This window comes from Rhizobium leguminosarum, assembly GCF_010668065.1.
In the GTDB taxonomy this organism is placed as follows: domain Bacteria; phylum Pseudomonadota; class Alphaproteobacteria; order Rhizobiales; family Rhizobiaceae; genus Rhizobium; species Rhizobium leguminosarum_S.
The window spans coordinates 277,636-295,296 of record NZ_WUEN01000001.1 but is presented as its reverse complement, the minus strand read 5'-3'; the positions used below and the strand labels follow the sequence as shown (position 1 = coordinate 295,296).

Below are 17,661 nucleotides of genomic sequence, written 5' to 3'. Positions count from 1 at the left end.
TGCTGCCCTCATGCGGCCGGCATGCGGCGGCCGCATAAAGAGGAAGGACCAGCATGCCGGAACCGCTCAAGAACCTGCTGCATGAGGCATTGGTCGGCGATATGGCCGATCGCATTGCCGGCAACGCGCCGACTTTCGATAAAAACCGCTTCGTGATGCTGGCGACCGACGGCCTCGGAGCGTTGGAGCTGATGGAGCGCTCCGCCCTGATCCGCGACGCGCTATTTGGCACGCTTCCCGGTGATTTCCGGGAGGCCGCAGCCATTCTCAAGGCCAGCCTGCCCGCCGCCGGCAGGCCGGGGCTCTCCGGCTGGATGCTGCTGCCGGTCAATCAGTTCATCGCGGCACGCGGCCTTGATCACTTCGATCTCGGTCTCGATCTCCTGAAGGCGCTGACGCCGCATTTCACTGCCGAATTCGGCATCCGCCCCTTTATCCACCGCGACCAGCAGCGCGCGCTGGCCATCATTTCCGGCTGGCTCGACGATCCCGACCAGCATGTGCGCCGGCTGGCGAGCGAGGGAACGCGGCCGCGCCTACCCTGGGCGATGCGCCTGCCGCAGCTCGTCAAGGATCCGGCACCGATCCTGCCCATCCTAACCGCGCTGATGGATGATCCGGAGGATTATGTGCGCCGCTCCGTGGCCAACAGCCTGAACGACGTCGCCAAGGATCACCCGGATCTGGTTGCCGCCTTCATCGCCAGTCATATCGACGGCGCTTCATCCGAACGCCGCTGGCTGCTGAAACATGCCTCGCGTACGCTTCTGAAGAAAGGCCACGCGCAGGCGCTCGCCAATTTCGGCTTCGCCGCCACCGCTTCGCTCGAATGCGAACTGCAGCTCAGGAATGCTGAGGTGATGTTCGGCGAAGGGCTGGATTTCGAAATCCGGGTGACAAACGCCGGCGAGCGAGCGCAGTCACTGATGATCGACTACGCCATTCACCATGTGAAGAGCGACGGTTCGCTCTCACCCAAGGTCTTCAAGTGCAAGGCGATCTTGCTCGCTCCGGGGCAAAGCCATACAATTGAGCGCCGCCACGCCATGCGGCCGATCACCACGCGACGCTACTATCCAGGCGAACATCGCATCGCCATCCTCGTCAACGGCGCAGAGACCGCATCGCAAAGCTTCGTCCTCGTCATGCCCTCACCTGACCCAGCTTGAGGCTTTCTTGTGCACTGCACTTGACTTTCCACGCGAACTAGCCCAAATGCGGGTCAGCTTTCACCCTTCCGGCCGCCGCGTGAGCGTGCCCCTGCTGAAAAATACAGACGCAGGAAGAAGGGACAAAAGCGCATTTCGATAGAGCGCCGCACTCCCATGAGCGGCCAGAAGCGCTGGAAAGCTTTTTCCAACTCACAAGTTCCCACTTCACGCGGGGTTCTTGACGCCAGAATGAAACCGGATCGCATGGTGCGTTCCGGCGATAGTCATTGTGGCGCCCCGAAAGGTTATACCTTGACTAATTTTGAATCGCTTGGTGTCTCCAAGCCGATCGTCGCTACTTTGTTCCAGCTCGGCATCGAAACGCCGACGCCGATCCAGGAACACTCAATTCCTCTCCTCCTCGAAGGCCGCGATCTGATCGGCCTTGCCCAGACAGGCACCGGCAAGACCGCCGCTTTCGGCCTGCCGCTGATCGAAAAGCTGCTCGCCGACGAACGGCGTCCCGACAACCGCACGACGCGGACGCTCATTCTCGCCCCGACCCGCGAACTGGTGAACCAGATCGCCGAGAGCCTGAAGAAGTTCATCCGCAAATCGTCGCTGCGCATCAATGTCGTCGTCGGCGGCGTCTCGATCAACAAGCAGCAGCTTCAGCTCGAAAAAGGCACCGACATCCTCGTCGCCACGCCCGGCCGCTTGCTCGACCTTATCAATCGCCGCGCGATCACGCTGACTGCGGTTCGTTATCTCGTGCTCGACGAAGCCGACCAGATGCTCGACCTCGGCTTCGTCCACGATCTGCGCAAGATCGCCAAGATGGTGCCGAAAAAGCGCCAGACCATGCTGTTCTCAGCCACCATGCCGAAGGCGATCGCCGATCTTGCCGGCGAATATCTCGTCGATCCCGTCAAGGTCGAAGTCACGCCCCCCGGCAAGGCTGCCGACAAGGTCGAGCAGTACGTCCATTTCGTCGCCGGCAAGAACGACAAGACGGAACTGCTCCGCAAGTCGCTGACCGAAAATCCTGACGGCCGCGCCATGGTCTTCCTGCGCACCAAGCACGGTGCCGAGAAGCTGATGAAGCATCTCGAGAATATCGGCTATTCCGTCGCCTCGATCCACGGCAACAAGAGCCAGGGCCAGCGCGAACGGGCGCTGAAGGCCTTCCGCGACGGCAGCATCAAGACGCTGATTGCCACCGACGTCGCCGCCCGCGGCATCGACATTCCTGCTGTCAGCCACGTCTACAACTACGACCTGCCTGAGGTGCCCGACGCCTATGTCCACCGTATCGGCCGCACGGCGCGCGCCGGCCGCGACGGTATCGCCATCGCTTTCTGCGCTCCCGACGAAGCCAAGCTGCTGCGTGATATCGAGCGCCTGATGGGCATCGACATCACTGTCGCAAGCGGCGAAGCGCCGGCAAATATCGGCGGCGGCCCCCGCCGTGCCAACGGCAATGGCAACAACCGCAATCGTAATGGCGGCCAGGGTCGCGAAGGCCAGGGTCGTGGCGAAGGCCGTGGCGACCAGAACCGCTCGGAGCATCGCGGCAGCCGTCAGGAACGCCGCCCGCGCCGCGAAGGTGAAGGCAGCGAAGTCCGCGCCGGCGGCGAGGAGCGTCGTCCGCGTCCGGAGCGTCCGTCTAGCCGCAACGAGGACTTCCGCGGTCAGCGTCGCGGTGAAGCGACCCCGGATCTCGGCCCCGACAACGATCTGGCCTCGACCTCCGATTTCCGTGCCTCTGCAAAGCCGCAGCGTCCGGCCCATCACGGCGCCCATGCCAATGGTGAGCCGAGCGGTCATCACCGCGGCAACAGCCGCCATGCCCACGGCCGCCCGGCCCGCAAGCATGGCGAGGACCGCGGCCCGCAGCAGGCCCAGGCCGGCGAACCGCGCCGCGACGGTAACGGCGGCAACCGTCGCGGTGGCTCCGGCTCCCGCAACGGTGGCGGCCAGCGCCGCGAACGCGCCTGATCGTCGAGCGACTGAAAAGCAGAAAGGCCGGGGATTTCTCCGGCCTTTTTATTATCACGCCTCCGCAGGCCTATGCTCGCTGAACGCCTTGCGGTTCGTCAGATAGACGCCTGTCACGACGACCACGGTGCCGACGATCAGCGGCAGGGTCAGCGGTTCCCCGAAGGCGATGAAGGCTTCGAGAGCGACCGCTGGCGGCATCAGGTAGATCAGCGAGGCGGCGCGTGACACCTGACCGCGGCGGATCAGATAGAGCAGCAGCCCGACGCCGCCCATCGACAGACCGAAGACCGACCAGGCCAGCGCGCCATAGGCCTGCGCGGCGCCGTCGAAATGCTGATGCTCGAAGATCAGCGACAGCGGCAGGGTGAGGATCAGCGCGCCGACATATTGCAGGGTCGCAATGGTTCTGAGGTCGCCGGATTGCAGGTGTTTCTTCTGATAGAGCGTGCCGTAGGTGACCGACGCCATGGCGACGAGGTTGATCGCCAGCGGCAGGGCGGCATGTGTGAGATCGGCGGTCGCCGGATCGAGCAGCTTCGGCGAAATGGCGATGGCAATGCCGATGAAGCCGAGGGCAAGGCCGAGTTTTTGTGCCGGCTGCAGCCGCTCGCCGATGAGGAAGGGAGCTGCCATTGCCGTCAACAGTGGCTGCAGCGCCGCGATAATGCCCGATATGCCGGCCGGCACGCCATTGGCGATCGCCCACCAGAGACCGGCGAGATAGAAACCATGAAGGAAGAAGCCGGAATAGACGGCGCGCAGCGCCGTCGCCCGGCTCGGCCATTGCGCCCGCACCACCAGGCAAAGCGCCAGGAATGCCGCCGCCGACAGCGCATAGCGTATCGAAAGAAAGGTGAAGGGCTCGGAATGCAGCGAGGCATATTTCGCCACCACCCAGCCCGTAGACCAGAGCAGGACGAAAACGGCGGGGGCAAGGCGATCGAGGGACATGGGGCGCGCGGCTCGACAGAGGAGGGTTCGCCGTGCTGATAGCCCCACCCGGCGGCTGCAGTCAAAAGCGAAGCGTTGATGCTTATTTGAAATTTCACTGATGCAAAGACCGATGGCGGTTCTGCAGGGGGCGGCGAGCCTCGCACGCATGACCATATTCGATCACCTTGATAGACCGAAAAACGGTCACATGCTCAGATTTTGCGCAGACACCTGGGATGAATATCCGCCATGCCGCAGCGCATCACTTTAAATGCCCAGATTTTCACCCGTTTCCCGCAGCGCAAAATCTTTTCCCCGAACTGCGCATGGTTCTTGCATTGCCATTTGCGTTGTATTCAAATGAACAAAAAGGGGAGCCGCGCTTTTGGCATTTGATGAAATGATTACCGGGGACGAAAGCCCTCGCCCGCCTTACGACAAATACTTCGAGTGGTACAACAGCCAAGACCGGGCGCATCTGATTGCCAAGTCCCGCGATGCGGAAAACATCTTCCGGAAGACCGGCATCACCTTCGCGGTCTACGGCCATGCCGACAGTTCCGAAAAACTCATCCCCTTCGACATCATTCCCCGCATCATCTCCGCCCGCGAATGGCGCAAGCTCGCCCAAGGCATCGAGCAGCGGGTGATCGCGCTCAATGCCTTTCTCGACGATATCTACCATAAGCAGGAGATCATCCGCGCCGGCCGCGTTCCGCGCGAGCTGATCGAGAACAACGTCACTTTCATCCCCGAAATGATCGGCTTCCGGCCGCCCGGCGGCGTCTATACCCACATCGTCGGCACCGACATCGTGCGCACCGGCGAGGACCAGTTTTACGTGCTGGAGGATAATGCCCGCACGCCCTCCGGTGTCAGCTACATGCTGGAAAACCGGGAAACCATGATGCAGATGTTCCCTGAGCTCTTTCACGAGAACAAGGTGCAGCGTGTCGAGGATTATCCCTATCTGCTGCGTCAAAGCCTCGCCTCGCTCGCCCCTCCCGGCTGCAAGGGCAAGCCGCGCGTCGCCGTGCTGACGCCGGGCATCTACAATTCCGCCTATTACGAGCATTCGTTCCTCGCCGACATGATGGGCGTCGAACTGGTCGAGGGCGCGGATCTGCGCGTCATCGACGGCAAGGTGAAGATGAGGACGACACGCGGTTACGAAGCGATCGACGTGCTCTACCGCCGCGTCGACGACGATTTCCTCGATCCCCTGACCTTCCGGTCCGATTCCGCGCTCGGCATTCCCGGCATCATGGATGTCTACCGCTCCGGCAACATCACCATCGCCAATGCGCCGGGCACCGGCATTTGCGACGATAAGGCGATCTACTCCTATATGCCCGAGATCGTCGAATTCTATACCGGCCGCAAGGCGCTGCTCGAAAACGTGCCGACCTGGCGCTGTTCGGAAGCCGACAGCCTGAAATATGTGCTGGAACACCTGGAAGACCTCGTCGTCAAAGAGGTGCACGGCTCCGGCGGCTACGGCATGCTGGTCGGCCCGACGGCATCGAAGAAGGAGCGCGCCGATTTCGCCGAAAAGCTGAAAGCCAAGCCGAACAATTACATCGCTCAGCCGACGCTGTCGCTCTCCACCGTGCCGATCCTCGTCAACAAGGGCATCGCGCCGCGTCATGTCGACCTTCGCCCCTATGTGCTTGTATCCGACAAGGTACAGATCATTCCGGGCGGGCTCACCCGCGTGGCGCTGAAGCAGGGCTCGCTGGTGGTCAATTCCAGCCAGGGCGGCGGCACCAAAGACACTTGGGTATTGGAGGACTGATGCTCGGAAGAACAGCAAACGGCCTCTACTGGATGTTTCGTTACATCGAGCGCGCCGAAAATATCGCCCGCCTGATCGATGCGGGGTTGCGCATGTCGCTGACCCGCAGCAGCACTGGCGATGACAATTGGGATGGCGTGCTGCAAAGCGCGGGCGTACGCGAGGCTTATGACGAAGGCCACAACAAGCTGACCAACGCCGACGCGATCGACTATCTCCTGCGCGATCGCACCAATCCGTCGAGCGTCATGTCTTGCATCGATTCCGGCCGCAACAATGCCCGCATGGTGCGCACGGCGCTGACGCGTGAGACCTGGGAAGCCACCAACGAATGCTGGATCGACTTGAAGTCGCTGCTCGAAAAACGCGTCAAGGCGGCCGAAATGCCAGAGGTGATCGATGTCATCAAGCGCCGCGCCGGCCTCATCCGCGGTGCCTTCCATGGCTCGACCCTGCGCAACGAACTCTATAATTTTGCCCGTATCGGCACCTTCATCGAGCGGGCCGACAATACCAGCCGCATCCTCGACGTGAAATATTACGTGCTGCTGCCCTCGGTTTTATCAGTCGGCTCCTCCCTCGACAACGTGCAGTGGGAATCGATCCTGCGCTCGGTCTCAGCCCACCGCGCCTATAGCTGGGCCTATGACGGCGAATACCGGGCGATGAACATCGCCGACTTCCTGACCCTCAATGTCCAGATGCCGCGCTCGCTTGCCTATTGCTACGAGAAAATCGTCAGCAATCTCGGCTATCTCGCCCAGGATTACGAGGAGCGGCTCCCTGCCCACGATACCGCGGATTCAATCCGCACCACGCTGCAGACAAGGGCGATCCGGGATATCATGGATCAGGGCCTGCACGAGTTCCTGGAGGATTTCGTCTCGCGCAACAACAAGCTCGGCGCGGAAATTTCCGATGGCTACCGGTTCTATGTATAAGCGGATAACAACATGAGACTGAAGATCAGCCACCTCACCGAATACCGCTACGACGAACCGGCGCAATTCTCGCTGCAACGGCTGCGGTTGACGCCACCGACGAACTCCACTCAAAAAGTACTCGGCTGGGCCCTGAAGGTCGAGGGCGCGACGCCGGAGGTCGAATATGACGACCAGTACGGCAATCACGTCAACCTCGTCTCGCTGGAAGGCGAGCAGGACGTAACGCGCATCCTGGCCGAAGGCGAAGTCGAGACGGAAGACAACAACGGCGTCACCGGTCCGCATACCGGCTTCTGCCCGCTTTGGCTCTTCCTGCGCGACACACCGCTGACCAAGGGCGGCAGGCTGGTGAAGGAACTCGTCAAGGGCGTCAGCGGTGACAATGAGCTTGCCCGCATGCATGCGTTGATGGCGGCGATCCACGAGACGGTCGATTATAAGCCCGGTACCAGCAACACCGAGACGACGGCCGAACAGGCGCTGGAGAGGAAGAGCGGCGTCTGCCAGGACCACGCGCACATCTTCATTGCCGCCGCCCGCGCCCTGCAGGTGCCCGCGCGTTACATCTCCGGTTATCTGATGATGGAGGAAAAGATCGAACAGGCCGCGACCCATGCCTGGGCCGAGGCGCATATTCCCGGCCTCGGCTGGGTCGGGTTCGATCCCGCCAACGAGATCTGCCCGGATGCCCGCTACGTCCGTGTCGCCTCTGGCCTCTGCTATCGCGACGCCGCGCCGATTTCAGGCATGCGCATCGGCACGCCGGGCGAAACGCTGTCGGTCTCCGTGAAGGTCGAGGATGGCGGACAGATGCAAGGCCAGAGCCAAAGCTGAGCCGGGCATACAGACAGCTTTACCGCACCCTGCGATGAAACCGATGGAATAGCTGGCCGAACTCGCCGCGAAACAAACATGCCGGACTTGAATATAGAGACCGGCGGTCCCGAAATTTCGCCTGATTCCGGACGCGGCGCACGTTATAATTGCCGTTCCTCAATTTTTCATTGCAGACTAAACTCTATTTTAAGGCCGCAGGCACAAGCTTGTCTGCGGCGACGCCTGGTGCATTTCGGCAGGCGCCGTTTAAGAAGCGGCATGATGCAGGCTTTCATGATGATGTTCAGCTGCCGGCACGGATGAGGCGACGAACGCGCCCTCCGATGAGGCGGCCTGTTTGTTTCTGGGATTTAACGGGATCGTCCATGCCTCTTCTTATCGTTGACGACAGCGAATCCAGCCTTCTCGCCCTGGAGACCGCCGTCCGTGGTTTCGCCGGCTGTGTGGTCGAAAGCTTCACCAATCCGCTCGAAGCCCTTGCTCGCTGCCAGGCCGTCGATTTCGACGTCGTGCTGGTCGATTATATGATGCCTGAGATGAACGGTATCGAGATGATCCGCAGGCTGCGCCGCCAGCCGGGCTATGAGGATGTGCCCGTCGTGATGATCACCTCGCAGGCGAAGCGGTCGGTTCGGCTGGAAGCGCTGGAGGCCGGCGCCACGGATTTTCTCGCCAAGCCCTTCGACCCGTTGGAACTGCAGGCACGCGTCCTCAACCTGATGGCCCTGCATAAGGCCCAGCTGGCGCTTGCCGACCGGGCGAAATCACTCGACATGGCCTTCCGCCATGCCACAGAACAGGCCGACATGCGCGAGCAGGAGATCATCTGGTGCCTTGCCCAGGCGATGGCCTCGCGCGATGGCAATACCGGCGATCATATCGAGCGCGTCGCCAATATCGCCGAGCTGATCGCCGAAGGCCTCGGCCTCGACCGCATCCAGCGGCGCAATATCTATCTCGCCGCTCCCCTGCACGATATCGGCAAGATCGCCATTCCCGACGCCATCCTGCAGAAGCCGGGCAAGCTCGAGCGCCACGAGATCGAACGTATGCGCGAGCATGTCCCGATCGGTGTCGCCATTCTTGCCAACAGCTCTGCCGAGCTTTCGCGCGTCGCGACCGCCATCATCGCCGGCCATCATGAGAAATGGGACGGAAGCGGCTATCCCAAGGGCCTCTCCGGCGATGCGATCCCGATCGAAGCGCGCATCGTCGCAGTCGCCGACGTCTTCGAAGCGCTCTGCTCCGACCGCCCCTACAAGCAGGCCTGGCCTATCGAACAGGCCTACGAGGAAATCATCGCCTGCAGCGGATCGCATTTCGACCCCGCCTGCGTCGCCGCGTTCCGCCGCAAATGGCCGGCGATCCGCGCACTCTTCGAACATGACGCCGGCGAGGATCACAGCATGGCGGTCTCAAACGGCTGATTGGCGTTAGTCCAAAAAGCCGGCGGACAAGAAAAAAGCGGGGTGATGCCCCGCCTTTTCCAATCTTGGCTAACCCTGTTAGTGGCTGTCCTTGCCGACGGCGTTTCCACGACATCCCTTGAGGAAGTCGAGATCGGCGCCGGTATCTGCCCCTTCGACATGCTGCTGATGCAAGAAGGCATAGCCGGATTTGGGCAGATCATGGTTCGGCTGCCATTCGGCGAGCCGCCTTGCCAGTTCTTCCTCGGAAATGTCGAGATGCAGACGACGGTTCGGCACATCCAGCTCGATCATGTCGCCGTTTTTCACGACCGCCAGCGGCCCGCCGACCGCCGCTTCCGGCGATGTGTGCAGCACGACGGTACCGTAGGCCGTTCCGGACATGCGGGCGTCGGAAATGCGCACCATATCGAGGATGCCCTTCTTCAGCACCTTCGGCGGCAGCCCCATATTGCCGACCTCGGCCATCCCGGGATAACCCTTCGGCCCACAGTTCTTCATGACCATGATGCAGGTTTCGTCGATGTCGAGGTTATCGTCGTTGATCTTGGCCTTGTAGTCGTCGATGTCCTCGAAGACAACAGCCCTGCCCTTGTGCACCAGCAGATGCGGCGAAGCCGCCGAAGGCTTCAACACCGCGCCCTTCGGCGCGAGATTGCCGCGCAGCACGACGATGCCGCCCGAAGCTGTCAGCGCCTTTTCGGCCGGCAGGATAACGTCTTCGTTCCAGTTGACGACGTCCTTGACCTCGTCCCAGACGGTTTCGCCGGATACCGTCAGCGCATCCTTGTGCAGGAGGCCAGCTTCGCCGAGGCGCTTCAGCACGACAGGCAGGCCACCAGCATAGAAGAACTCCTCCATCAGGTACTTGCCCGACGGCATCAGGTTGACGATGGTCGGGACATCACGGCCACAGCGATCCCAGTCGTCAAGCGAAAGATCGATGCCGACACGGCCGGCGATGGCGAGCAGGTGGATGACGGCGTTGGTCGATCCACCTATGGCCGCGTTGGTGCGGATGGCATTCTCGAAGGCTTGCTTCGTCATGATCTCGGAGGGCTTCAGGTCATCCTTGACCATCTGCACGATACGCCGGCCGGTCAGCTGCGCCATGACCTTGCGGCGGGAATCGACGCCCGGGATCGCGGCGTTGCCGGAGAGCGCCATGCCGAGCGCCTCGGCCATGGAAGCCATGGTGGAGGCGGTGCCCATGGTGTTGCAGGTGCCCGACGAACGGCTCATCGAGGCTTCTGCCTCGAGGAATTCGGCCTGCGTCATCTCGCCGGCCTTTACCATTTCGGAAAACTTCCACAGATGCGTGCCCGAGCCGACGCGTTCACCGCGGAAATAACCGTTCAGCATCGGGCCGCCTGTGACGACGATCGAAGGCAAGTCGCACGAAGCTGCCCCCATGATAAGCGACGGCGTGGTCTTGTCGCAGCCCACCAGCAATACGCAGCCATCCATCGGCTGGCCGCGGATCGCCTCTTCCACCGCCAGCGCGGCAAGGTTGCGGTACATCATCGCGGTCGGGCGGAAGGTGTTTTCGGATGCCGAGAACACCGGCACCTCAAGCGGGAAGCCGCCGGCTTCCCATACGCCCGCCTTCACCTTCTCGGCTAGCTCTCTGAGATGACCGTTGCACGGGGTCATATCCGACCAGGTGTTGAGGATGCCGATCACCGGGCGGCCGTCGAACAGGTCGTGCGGATAACCCTGGTTTTTAAGCCAGCCGCGGTGATAAATCACGTCGCGGCTCGTACCGCCGTACCATTCCTGCGACCTCAGCCTGCGCGGCCATTCCGCTTTCTTTTTCATCGTCTCTATCCTTCAGGATATCGCCGGACCGCCTCGTACGGCCCGGGTTATCGCACTTGTCTCAAGCCAGGGTGTAGGCGGTCTTGACGGTTGTGTAGAATTCGGCGGCGTACTTGCCCTGCTCGCGCGGGCCGTAGGACGAGCCTTTGCGGCCGCCGAACGGCACGTGGAAATCGACACCTGCCGTCGGCAGGTTGACCATCACCATGCCGGCCTCGGAATTGCGCTTGAAGTGCGTGGCATGCTTCAGGCTGGTCGTGGCGATGCCGGCCGAAAGGCCGAACGGCGTGTCGTTGGCGATGGCAAGCGCCTCGTCGTAATCCTTCGCCCGGATCACCGAGACCACAGGCCCGAAGATCTCCTCGCGCGAAATGCGCATCTGGTTGGTCGCTTCGGTAAACAGCGTCGGCTGCAGGTAGAAGCCGGGCGTGTCGCGCGAGATAACCTCGCCGCCGAAGGCGAGCTTGGCGCCTTCCGACTTGCCGATCTCGATATAGTCAGTATCGGTCTTCAACTGCCGCTCATCGACGACGGGGCCGATATGAGTGCCGGCCTTCAGCGCGTTGTCGACGACCAGCGTCTTCAGCTTGTCGGTGAGTGCTGCGACGAACTTGTCGTGAATGCCTTCGGTAACGATCAGTCGCGAGGAGGCGGTGCAGCGCTGGCCGGTCGAGAAGAAGCCGGAATTGGCCGCGGCCTCGATGGCGACGTTGAGATCGGCATCATCAAGCACGACCATCGGGTTCTTACCGCCCATTTCCAGCTGGAACTTGCGGTTATGCTCGATGGAGGCGGCGGCGACACGTCTGCCGGTACCGGTGGAACCAGTGAAGGTGATGCCGTGAACGTCGGGGCTTTCGAGCATGGCCTGGCCGACGACCGAGCCTTTGCCCATGACGAGGTTCAGCACGCCCTTCGGCAGGCCGGCGCGGTTGAGGATATCGACGATCGCCCAGGAACAGGCGGGCACCAGTTCGGCGGGCTTGAAGACGATGGTGTTGCCGTAGCAGAGCGCCGGCGCGATCTTCCAGGCGGGAATGGCGATCGGGAAGTTCCACGGCGTGATGATGCCGATGACACCGAGGGCCTCGCGGGTGATCTCGACGCCGATATTCGGGCGAACCGACGGAATGACTTCACCGGCCAGCCTCAGCGCCTCACCGGCGAAGAATTCGAAAATCTGCGACGCGCGGATCACCTCGCCGGTGGCTTCCGGCAGCGTCTTGCCCTCTTCGCGGGCAAGCAGCGCGCCCAGTTCGTCCTTGCGCGCCATGATCTCGTCGCCCGTCTTCTTCAGGATGACGTGGCGCTCCCAGATGCCGGAGCGCGACCAGGCCGGGAAGGCGGCCTTGGCGGCGGCAATGGCGTTTCTCGTGTCATCAGCGCTGCCGTCGGCATAGAGGCCAACGACTTCATTCGTATCCGACGGGTTGATGTTCTTCGTTGCGTTCGAGCCGACCCATTCGCCGGCGATCAGGTTTTGATAAATGGTCATGGGCTTAAAAGCCTCCTTTACCGTTTACGAGCAAAGAGCCGGCCGCCGAATGCGGCCAGGTCTTGAATTCAGAGCTGCCTGACGGCGATCTCTTCCTCGGCGGCGACCTTCAGCGGGTTGCGGAGCGCCAGGCCGAATTCGGCAACTTCGATCTCGAAGACGTCGCCCTCTTCGGTCTTGACGCCGTCGGCAAAGGAAAGGGTCGCCGTGCCGAACATATGGACATGCACATCGCCTGGAGCACGGAAGAGGCCATATTTGAAATGGTGATATTCCAGATTGGCGAAGGTGTGCGACATGTTCGCCTCACCTGATAGGAACGGCTTTTCGAAGATCACCTTGTCGCCGCGCTTGATGCGCGAGGTGCCGCGAATATCGTCAGGCGCCGCGCCGACGCGGATTTCCGGGCCGAAGCTCGCCGGGCGCAGCTTCGAATGGGCGAGATAGAGATAGTTGATCCGCTCGGTGACGTGATCGGAAAATTCGTTCGACAGCGCAAAGCCGATGCGGAAGGGCGAGCCGTCCTTGGCAATCACGTAGATGCCGGCCATCTCCGGCTCTTCGCCGCCGTCGAGCGCGAAGGAGGGCGAGATGAGCGGGGCGCCGGGGGCTGCGGCGCCATGGCCGTTGCCCTTGTAGAACCATTCGGGCTGGACGCCCTTTTCGCCGGCCTTCGGCTTGCCGTTCTCAAGGCCCATCTTGAACATCTTCATCGAGTCCGTCAGGGTTTCCTCGGCGGCTTCGGTGGTCTTCTTGTGCATGGAGTCGCGCGTTGCCGCCGAGCCCAAATGCGTCAGGCCGGTGCCGGTCAGATGCAGGTGCGCGGCATCTGGATGGGTGATCGGCGAAAGGAAGCGGCCTTCCGCATAGGCCTTTTCAAGATCGACGGCATCGCCGTAGCCATGCGCTTCGATGACCGAGGCAAGAGACTTGCCGCCGTCTGCGGCTTCCATCGCCAGCGCATAGACGCTGACGGCGTTTTTGACCGACCTTGCAGCGCCGCCCTGCTCACGCACGGCGACGATGATCTCTCCGTTTGCACCCTTGATCTGTGAAATAAGCACGTCTTCGATCCTTCTCGTTTCGGCGAAGACAGGAAAAAGCTCCGCCTGTCCGGCTCCATCAGGAGCCGGAATCAATCATTCATAGGACTGCGAATGCCTGGCTGGCGCCTTGAGGCGCTCAGCCCTTGTTCTTGTTGTAAACGTCGAAGAACACTGCGGCGAGAAGCACGAGGCCCTTCACCATCTGCTGGAAGTCGATGCCGAGCCCGACGATCGACATACCGTTATTCATGACGCCCATGATGAACGCGCCGATGACCGCACCGGTGATCTTGCCGACGCCGCCGGACGCCGAGGCGCCGCCGATGAAGCAGGCCGCAATGACGTCGAGTTCGAAACCGACGCCGGCCTTCGGCGTTGCCGAGTTCAGACGCAGCGCGATGATCATGCCGGCAAGGCCTGCAAGCACGCCCATATTGACGAAGGTGTAGAAGCTCAACCGCTCGGTATTGATGCCCGAAAGCTTGGTCGCCTTCGAATTGCCGCCCATCGCATAAATGCGACGGCCGATCGTCGTCCGGCGGGTGATGAAGGCGTAGATCGCAATCAGCACCAGCATGACGACGAGAACGTTCGGCAGGCCCTTATAGGTGGAGAGCAGATAGCCGATCCACAGGATGGCGAGCGAAACGACCAGGTTCTGGACGATGAAGAAGCCCATCGGTTCGACATCGATCCCGTGGTCTTCGTTCACCTTGCGGCGGCGCCAGGCGAGGTAGAAGAGGATGACAGGCAGGATCACGGTCAGGATCAGCGAGGTCGACTGCACGGGTGTGCCGGCAATGTCGATCATATCGCCCGGCAGGAAGCCGGTGCTGATAACCTGGAACTCCTTCGGGAACGGACCGATATTCTTGCCGTTCAGAACCGTCAGCGTCAGGCCGCGGAAAACAAGCATGCCGGCAAGCGTCACGATGAACGACGGAATGCGGTGATAGGCGATGAAATAGCCCTGCGCCGCGCCGATGATGCCGCCCACGATCAGGCAGATCAGGCCGGCAAGCCAGAAGTTCATGCCCCATGACACGGTGAAGATCGCCGCGAGCGCGCCGACGAAGGCGACGATCGAGCCCACCGACAGGTCGATATGGCCGGCGACGATGACGAGCAGCATGCCGAGCGCCATGATGACGATGAAGGAGTTCTGCAGAACAAGGTTCGTCAGATTGACCGGCTTGAAGAGAATGCCGCCGGTATAGAACTGGAAGAACACCATGATCGCGACGAGTGCGATGAGCATGCCGTATTCACGAATATTGCCGCGGATATAATCGGCAACGGAAACGACGTTGCTATGCTCGGTTGTCGGGTTGACCGGAGTCATTGTCTCTTCTCCCCTGAGCGCATGATAGCGCGCATGATAGTTTCCTGGCTTGCTTCTCCCTTCGGCAGTTCCGCGACGATGCGTCCTTCGTTCATCACGTAGATGCGGTCACATGTGCCAAGCAGTTCGGGCATTTCCGATGAGATCATCAGAACGCCCTTTCCATCGGCGGCAAGCTGGTTGATGATAGTATAGATTTCGTACTTTGCGCCAACGTCGATGCCGCGGGTCGGCTCGTCGAGGATCAAAATATCGGGATCGGAAAACAGCCACTTCGACAGCACGACCTTCTGCTGGTTGCCGCCCGAAAGATTGACCGTTTCCTGGAAGACGCCAGAGGAGCGGATGCGCAGCTTCGACCGGTAATCGGTCGCGACCCTCATCTCCTTGATGTCGTCGATGACGCTATTGCTGGAAATCCCATTGAGGTTGGCAAGCGTCGTATTGTGCAGGATGCTGTCGCTGAGCACGAGACCGAGTTGCTTGCGGTCCTCGGTGACATAGGCAAGACCGGCGTCGATCGCCTTGCGCACAGTGCTGACATCGACAGCCTTGCCATTGACGAAGACCTCGCCGCTGACTTTGTGGCCATAGGATTTGCCGAAAACGCTCATGGCGAATTCGGTGCGGCCAGCCCCCATGAGACCGGCAATGCCGACGACCTCGCCCTTGCGGACGTTTACGTTGATGTCGTGCAGCACTTGGCGGTCGCGGTGCTGCTGGTGATAGGCGTTCCAGTTCTTCACTTCGAAGATCGTCTCGCCGATCGGCACGGAGCGCGGCGGATAACGGTCGGCGAGATCTCGGCCCACCATGTTCTTGATGATGATGTCTTCGCTGATCTCGTCCGTGTGACAGTCGAGCGTCTTGACGGTCATGCCGTCGCGCAGGACCGTGATCTGGTCGGCGACCTTACGGATCTCGTTCAGCTTGTGGGAAATGATGATCGAAGTGATGCCCTGGTTGCGGAACTCGATCAGCAGATTGAGCAGCGCGTCCGAGTCCTTTTCATTGAGCGAGGCGGTAGGCTCGTCGAGGATGAGCAGCTTGACGCTCTTCGACAGTGCCTTGGCGATCTCGACGAGCTGCTGCTTGCCGACGCCGATGTCGGTGACCAGCGTGTTCGGAGATTCCCGCAGGCCCACCTTGGTGAGCAGCTTCTTCGTGCGGTTGAACGTCTCTTCCCAGCTGATGACGCCGTTCTTGGCATTCTCGTTACCGAGGAAGATGTTTTCGCCGATCGACAGCAGCGGCACGAGCGCCAGCTCCTGGTGGATGATGACGATGCCGATTTCTTCGGAGTCCTTCAGGACCTTGAAGTTGCGCGTCTCGCCTTCATAGACGATGTCGCCTTCATAGCTTCCTGTCGGATAGACGCCCGATAGCACTTTCATCAGGGTCGATTTGCCGGCCCCGTTTTCGCCCACCAATGCGTGGATCTCACCCTGGCGAACCTTGAGGTTCACATTCTCCAGCGCCTTGACGCCCGGGAACGTCTTGGTGATGCTCCGCATTTCGAGGATGGTATTGTCCATAGTCAAAGTTCCAGCGCCTCCAGCCGTCGTGCGGCTAGGCGATCATAAAATCGAAGACCGGAACCCGCAAGCGCGGGTTCCGGTCCCTCTCATTACTTCAGCTTGTCTTCGGTGTAGTAACCGCCGTCGACGAGGATCTGCTTGTAGTTGGTCTTGTCGACAGCAACCGGCTTCAGCAGATAGGACGGAACGATCTTGACGCCGTTGTCGTAGGTCTTCGTGTCGTTGACCTCGGGCTCCTTGCCGGACATGACGGCATCGACCATGGCAACGGTGACCTTGGCGAGTTCGCGGGTGTCCTTGAAGACCGTCGAGTGCTGTTCGCCAGCGATGATCGACTTGACCGACGGAACTTCAGCGTCCTGACCGGAAACAACCGGAAGCGGCTGGTCCGGAGTGCCGTAGCCGACGCCCTTCAGCGACGAAATGATACCGATCGACAGACCGTCATAGGGAGACAGGACGGCATTGACCTTGGCGTCGGTGTAGTTCGCCGAGAGCAGGTTGTCCATGCGGGCCTGGGCCGTTGCAGCGTCCCAACGCAGCGTGCCGACCTTGTCCATGCCGGTCTGGCCGGACTTCACGACAAGCTTGCCGCTGTCGATGTAGGGCTGCAGGACCGACATTGCGCCGTCATAAAAGAAGAAAGCGTTGTTGTCGTCCGGCGAGCCGCCGAATAGTTCGATGTTGAACGGGCCCTTGCCGTCCTTGACGCCGAGGGCGTCAACGATGGAACCAGCCTGCAGAACGCCGACCTGGAAGTTGTCGAAGGTTGCGTAGTAGTCGACGTTGGCCGAGTCGCGGATCAGACGGTCATAGGCGATGACCTTGATGTTGGCGTCATGAGCCTTCTGGAGAACGTCGGAAAGCGTCGTGCCGTCGATCGAAGCGATGACGAGAACCTTGGCACCCTTGGTGACCATGTTTTCGATCTGCGAAAGCTGGTTCGGAATATCGTCGTCAGCATACTGCAGGTCGGTCTTGTAGCCAGCGGCCTCGAGCTGCTTGACGATGTTGTTACCGTCGTCGATCCAGCGAGCCGAAGACTTCGTCGGCATTGCGATACCGACAAGCCCCTTGTCCTGCGCCATTGCCGGCATAACGAACGAAGCGACGCCGAAGGCAGCCGCAGCCATCAATGAGATAATGGATTTCATTTCTCTCTCCCTTGTTAATAGAGCAGCGGACGAAAAATCGCCCGCCCCGAAACTGTGGCAGGTTCCGTATTGGATAGTTACTTCAGATGGTGAGAAACGAAGTAGGTCTCCTCCACGATCTCACACGTGTTGAGTGCCAACCAGCACACGGCGGCAAACTGGTATGGATTCCTATAACTG

Annotated in this window: 14 protein-coding genes; 7 read left to right on the top strand and 7 right to left on the bottom strand. The window is 61.0% G+C overall.

What is annotated here, in order from left to right; all coding sequences use genetic code 11:
- Positions 1-53: 53 nt before the first annotated feature.
- Positions 54-1,169 carry a DNA alkylation repair protein gene (locus tag GR198_RS01350; RefSeq protein WP_164067021.1) on the top strand — a complete coding sequence of 372 codons (1,116 nt, stop codon included), beginning with the start codon at positions 54-56 and terminating at the stop codon, positions 1,167-1,169.
- Positions 1,170-1,415: 246 nt separating this feature from the next.
- Positions 1,416-3,149 (top strand): DEAD/DEAH box helicase, encoded by a 1,734-nt coding sequence (locus tag GR198_RS01345; RefSeq protein ID WP_164052970.1) that lies wholly within the window; start codon positions 1,416-1,418, stop codon positions 3,147-3,149.
- Positions 3,150-3,203: 54 nt separating this feature from the next.
- On the opposite strand, the gene GR198_RS01340 is transcribed toward GR198_RS01345, so the two are convergent.
- Positions 3,204-4,103: a DMT family transporter gene (locus tag GR198_RS01340; protein WP_164052690.1), complete on the bottom strand. Its 900-nt coding sequence runs from the start codon at positions 4,101-4,103 to the stop codon at positions 3,204-3,206.
- Between the two features lie 218 nt (positions 4,104-4,321).
- Here GR198_RS01340 and GR198_RS01335 point away from each other — a divergent pair, with 218 nt between their 5' ends.
- The 5 genes from GR198_RS01335 (at position 4,322) to GR198_RS01315 (ending at position 9,088) form a co-directional block, all read left to right on the top strand.
- Complete coding sequence (locus GR198_RS01335; protein ID WP_155248925.1) at positions 4,322-4,489, top strand: hypothetical protein; 168 nt, start codon at positions 4,322-4,324, stop codon at positions 4,487-4,489.
- Positions 4,471-5,880: a circularly permuted type 2 ATP-grasp protein gene (locus GR198_RS01330; protein ID WP_017961596.1), complete on the top strand. Its 1,410-nt coding sequence runs from the start codon at positions 4,471-4,473 to the stop codon at positions 5,878-5,880. The genes GR198_RS01335 and GR198_RS01330 overlap by 19 nt, the downstream gene beginning before the upstream one ends.
- Complete coding sequence (locus tag GR198_RS01325; protein ID WP_003542019.1) at positions 5,880-6,821, top strand: alpha-E domain-containing protein; 942 nt, start codon at positions 5,880-5,882, stop codon at positions 6,819-6,821. Before GR198_RS01330 ends, GR198_RS01325 begins: the two co-directional genes overlap by 1 nt.
- Before the next feature lie 12 nt (positions 6,822-6,833).
- Complete coding sequence (locus GR198_RS01320; protein WP_164067019.1) at positions 6,834-7,658, top strand: transglutaminase family protein; 825 nt, start codon at positions 6,834-6,836, stop codon at positions 7,656-7,658.
- A gap of 368 nt (positions 7,659-8,026) precedes the next feature.
- Positions 8,027-9,088 carry an HD domain-containing phosphohydrolase gene (locus GR198_RS01315; protein ID WP_164067017.1) on the top strand — a complete coding sequence of 354 codons (1,062 nt, stop codon included), beginning with the start codon at positions 8,027-8,029 and terminating at the stop codon, positions 9,086-9,088.
- Positions 9,089-9,166: 78 nt separating this feature from the next.
- Here the strand turns inward: GR198_RS01315 and araD are convergent, their stop codons facing one another.
- From araD to chvE, 6 genes are all read right to left on the bottom strand, one after another.
- A complete protein-coding gene (gene araD, locus GR198_RS01310) occupies positions 9,167-10,906 on the bottom strand; it encodes an L-arabinonate dehydratase (protein ID WP_138330295.1) in 1,740 nt (579 codons plus the stop codon).
- 61 nt (positions 10,907-10,967) lie between these two features.
- Complete coding sequence (locus GR198_RS01305) at positions 10,968-12,401, bottom strand: aldehyde dehydrogenase family protein (RefSeq protein WP_164067015.1); 1,434 nt, start codon at positions 12,399-12,401, stop codon at positions 10,968-10,970.
- Positions 12,402-12,469: 68 nt separating this feature from the next.
- Positions 12,470-13,465 (bottom strand): AraD1 family protein, encoded by a 996-nt coding sequence (gene araD1, locus GR198_RS01300; RefSeq protein WP_164052684.1) that lies wholly within the window; start codon positions 13,463-13,465, stop codon positions 12,470-12,472.
- 118 nt (positions 13,466-13,583) lie between these two features.
- Entirely contained in the window at positions 13,584-14,789 is a 1,206-nt protein-coding gene (mmsB, locus tag GR198_RS01295; RefSeq protein ID WP_011653085.1) for a multiple monosaccharide ABC transporter permease, read from the bottom strand.
- Entirely contained in the window at positions 14,786-16,324 is a 1,539-nt protein-coding gene (gene mmsA, locus GR198_RS01290; RefSeq protein WP_029872334.1) for a multiple monosaccharide ABC transporter ATP-binding protein, read from the bottom strand. The genes mmsB and mmsA overlap by 4 nt, the downstream gene beginning before the upstream one ends.
- Before the next feature lie 92 nt (positions 16,325-16,416).
- Entirely contained in the window at positions 16,417-17,481 is a 1,065-nt protein-coding gene (gene chvE / locus GR198_RS01285) for a multiple monosaccharide ABC transporter substrate-binding protein (RefSeq protein WP_029872335.1), read from the bottom strand.
- Between the last annotated feature and the right edge of the window lie 180 nt (positions 17,482-17,661).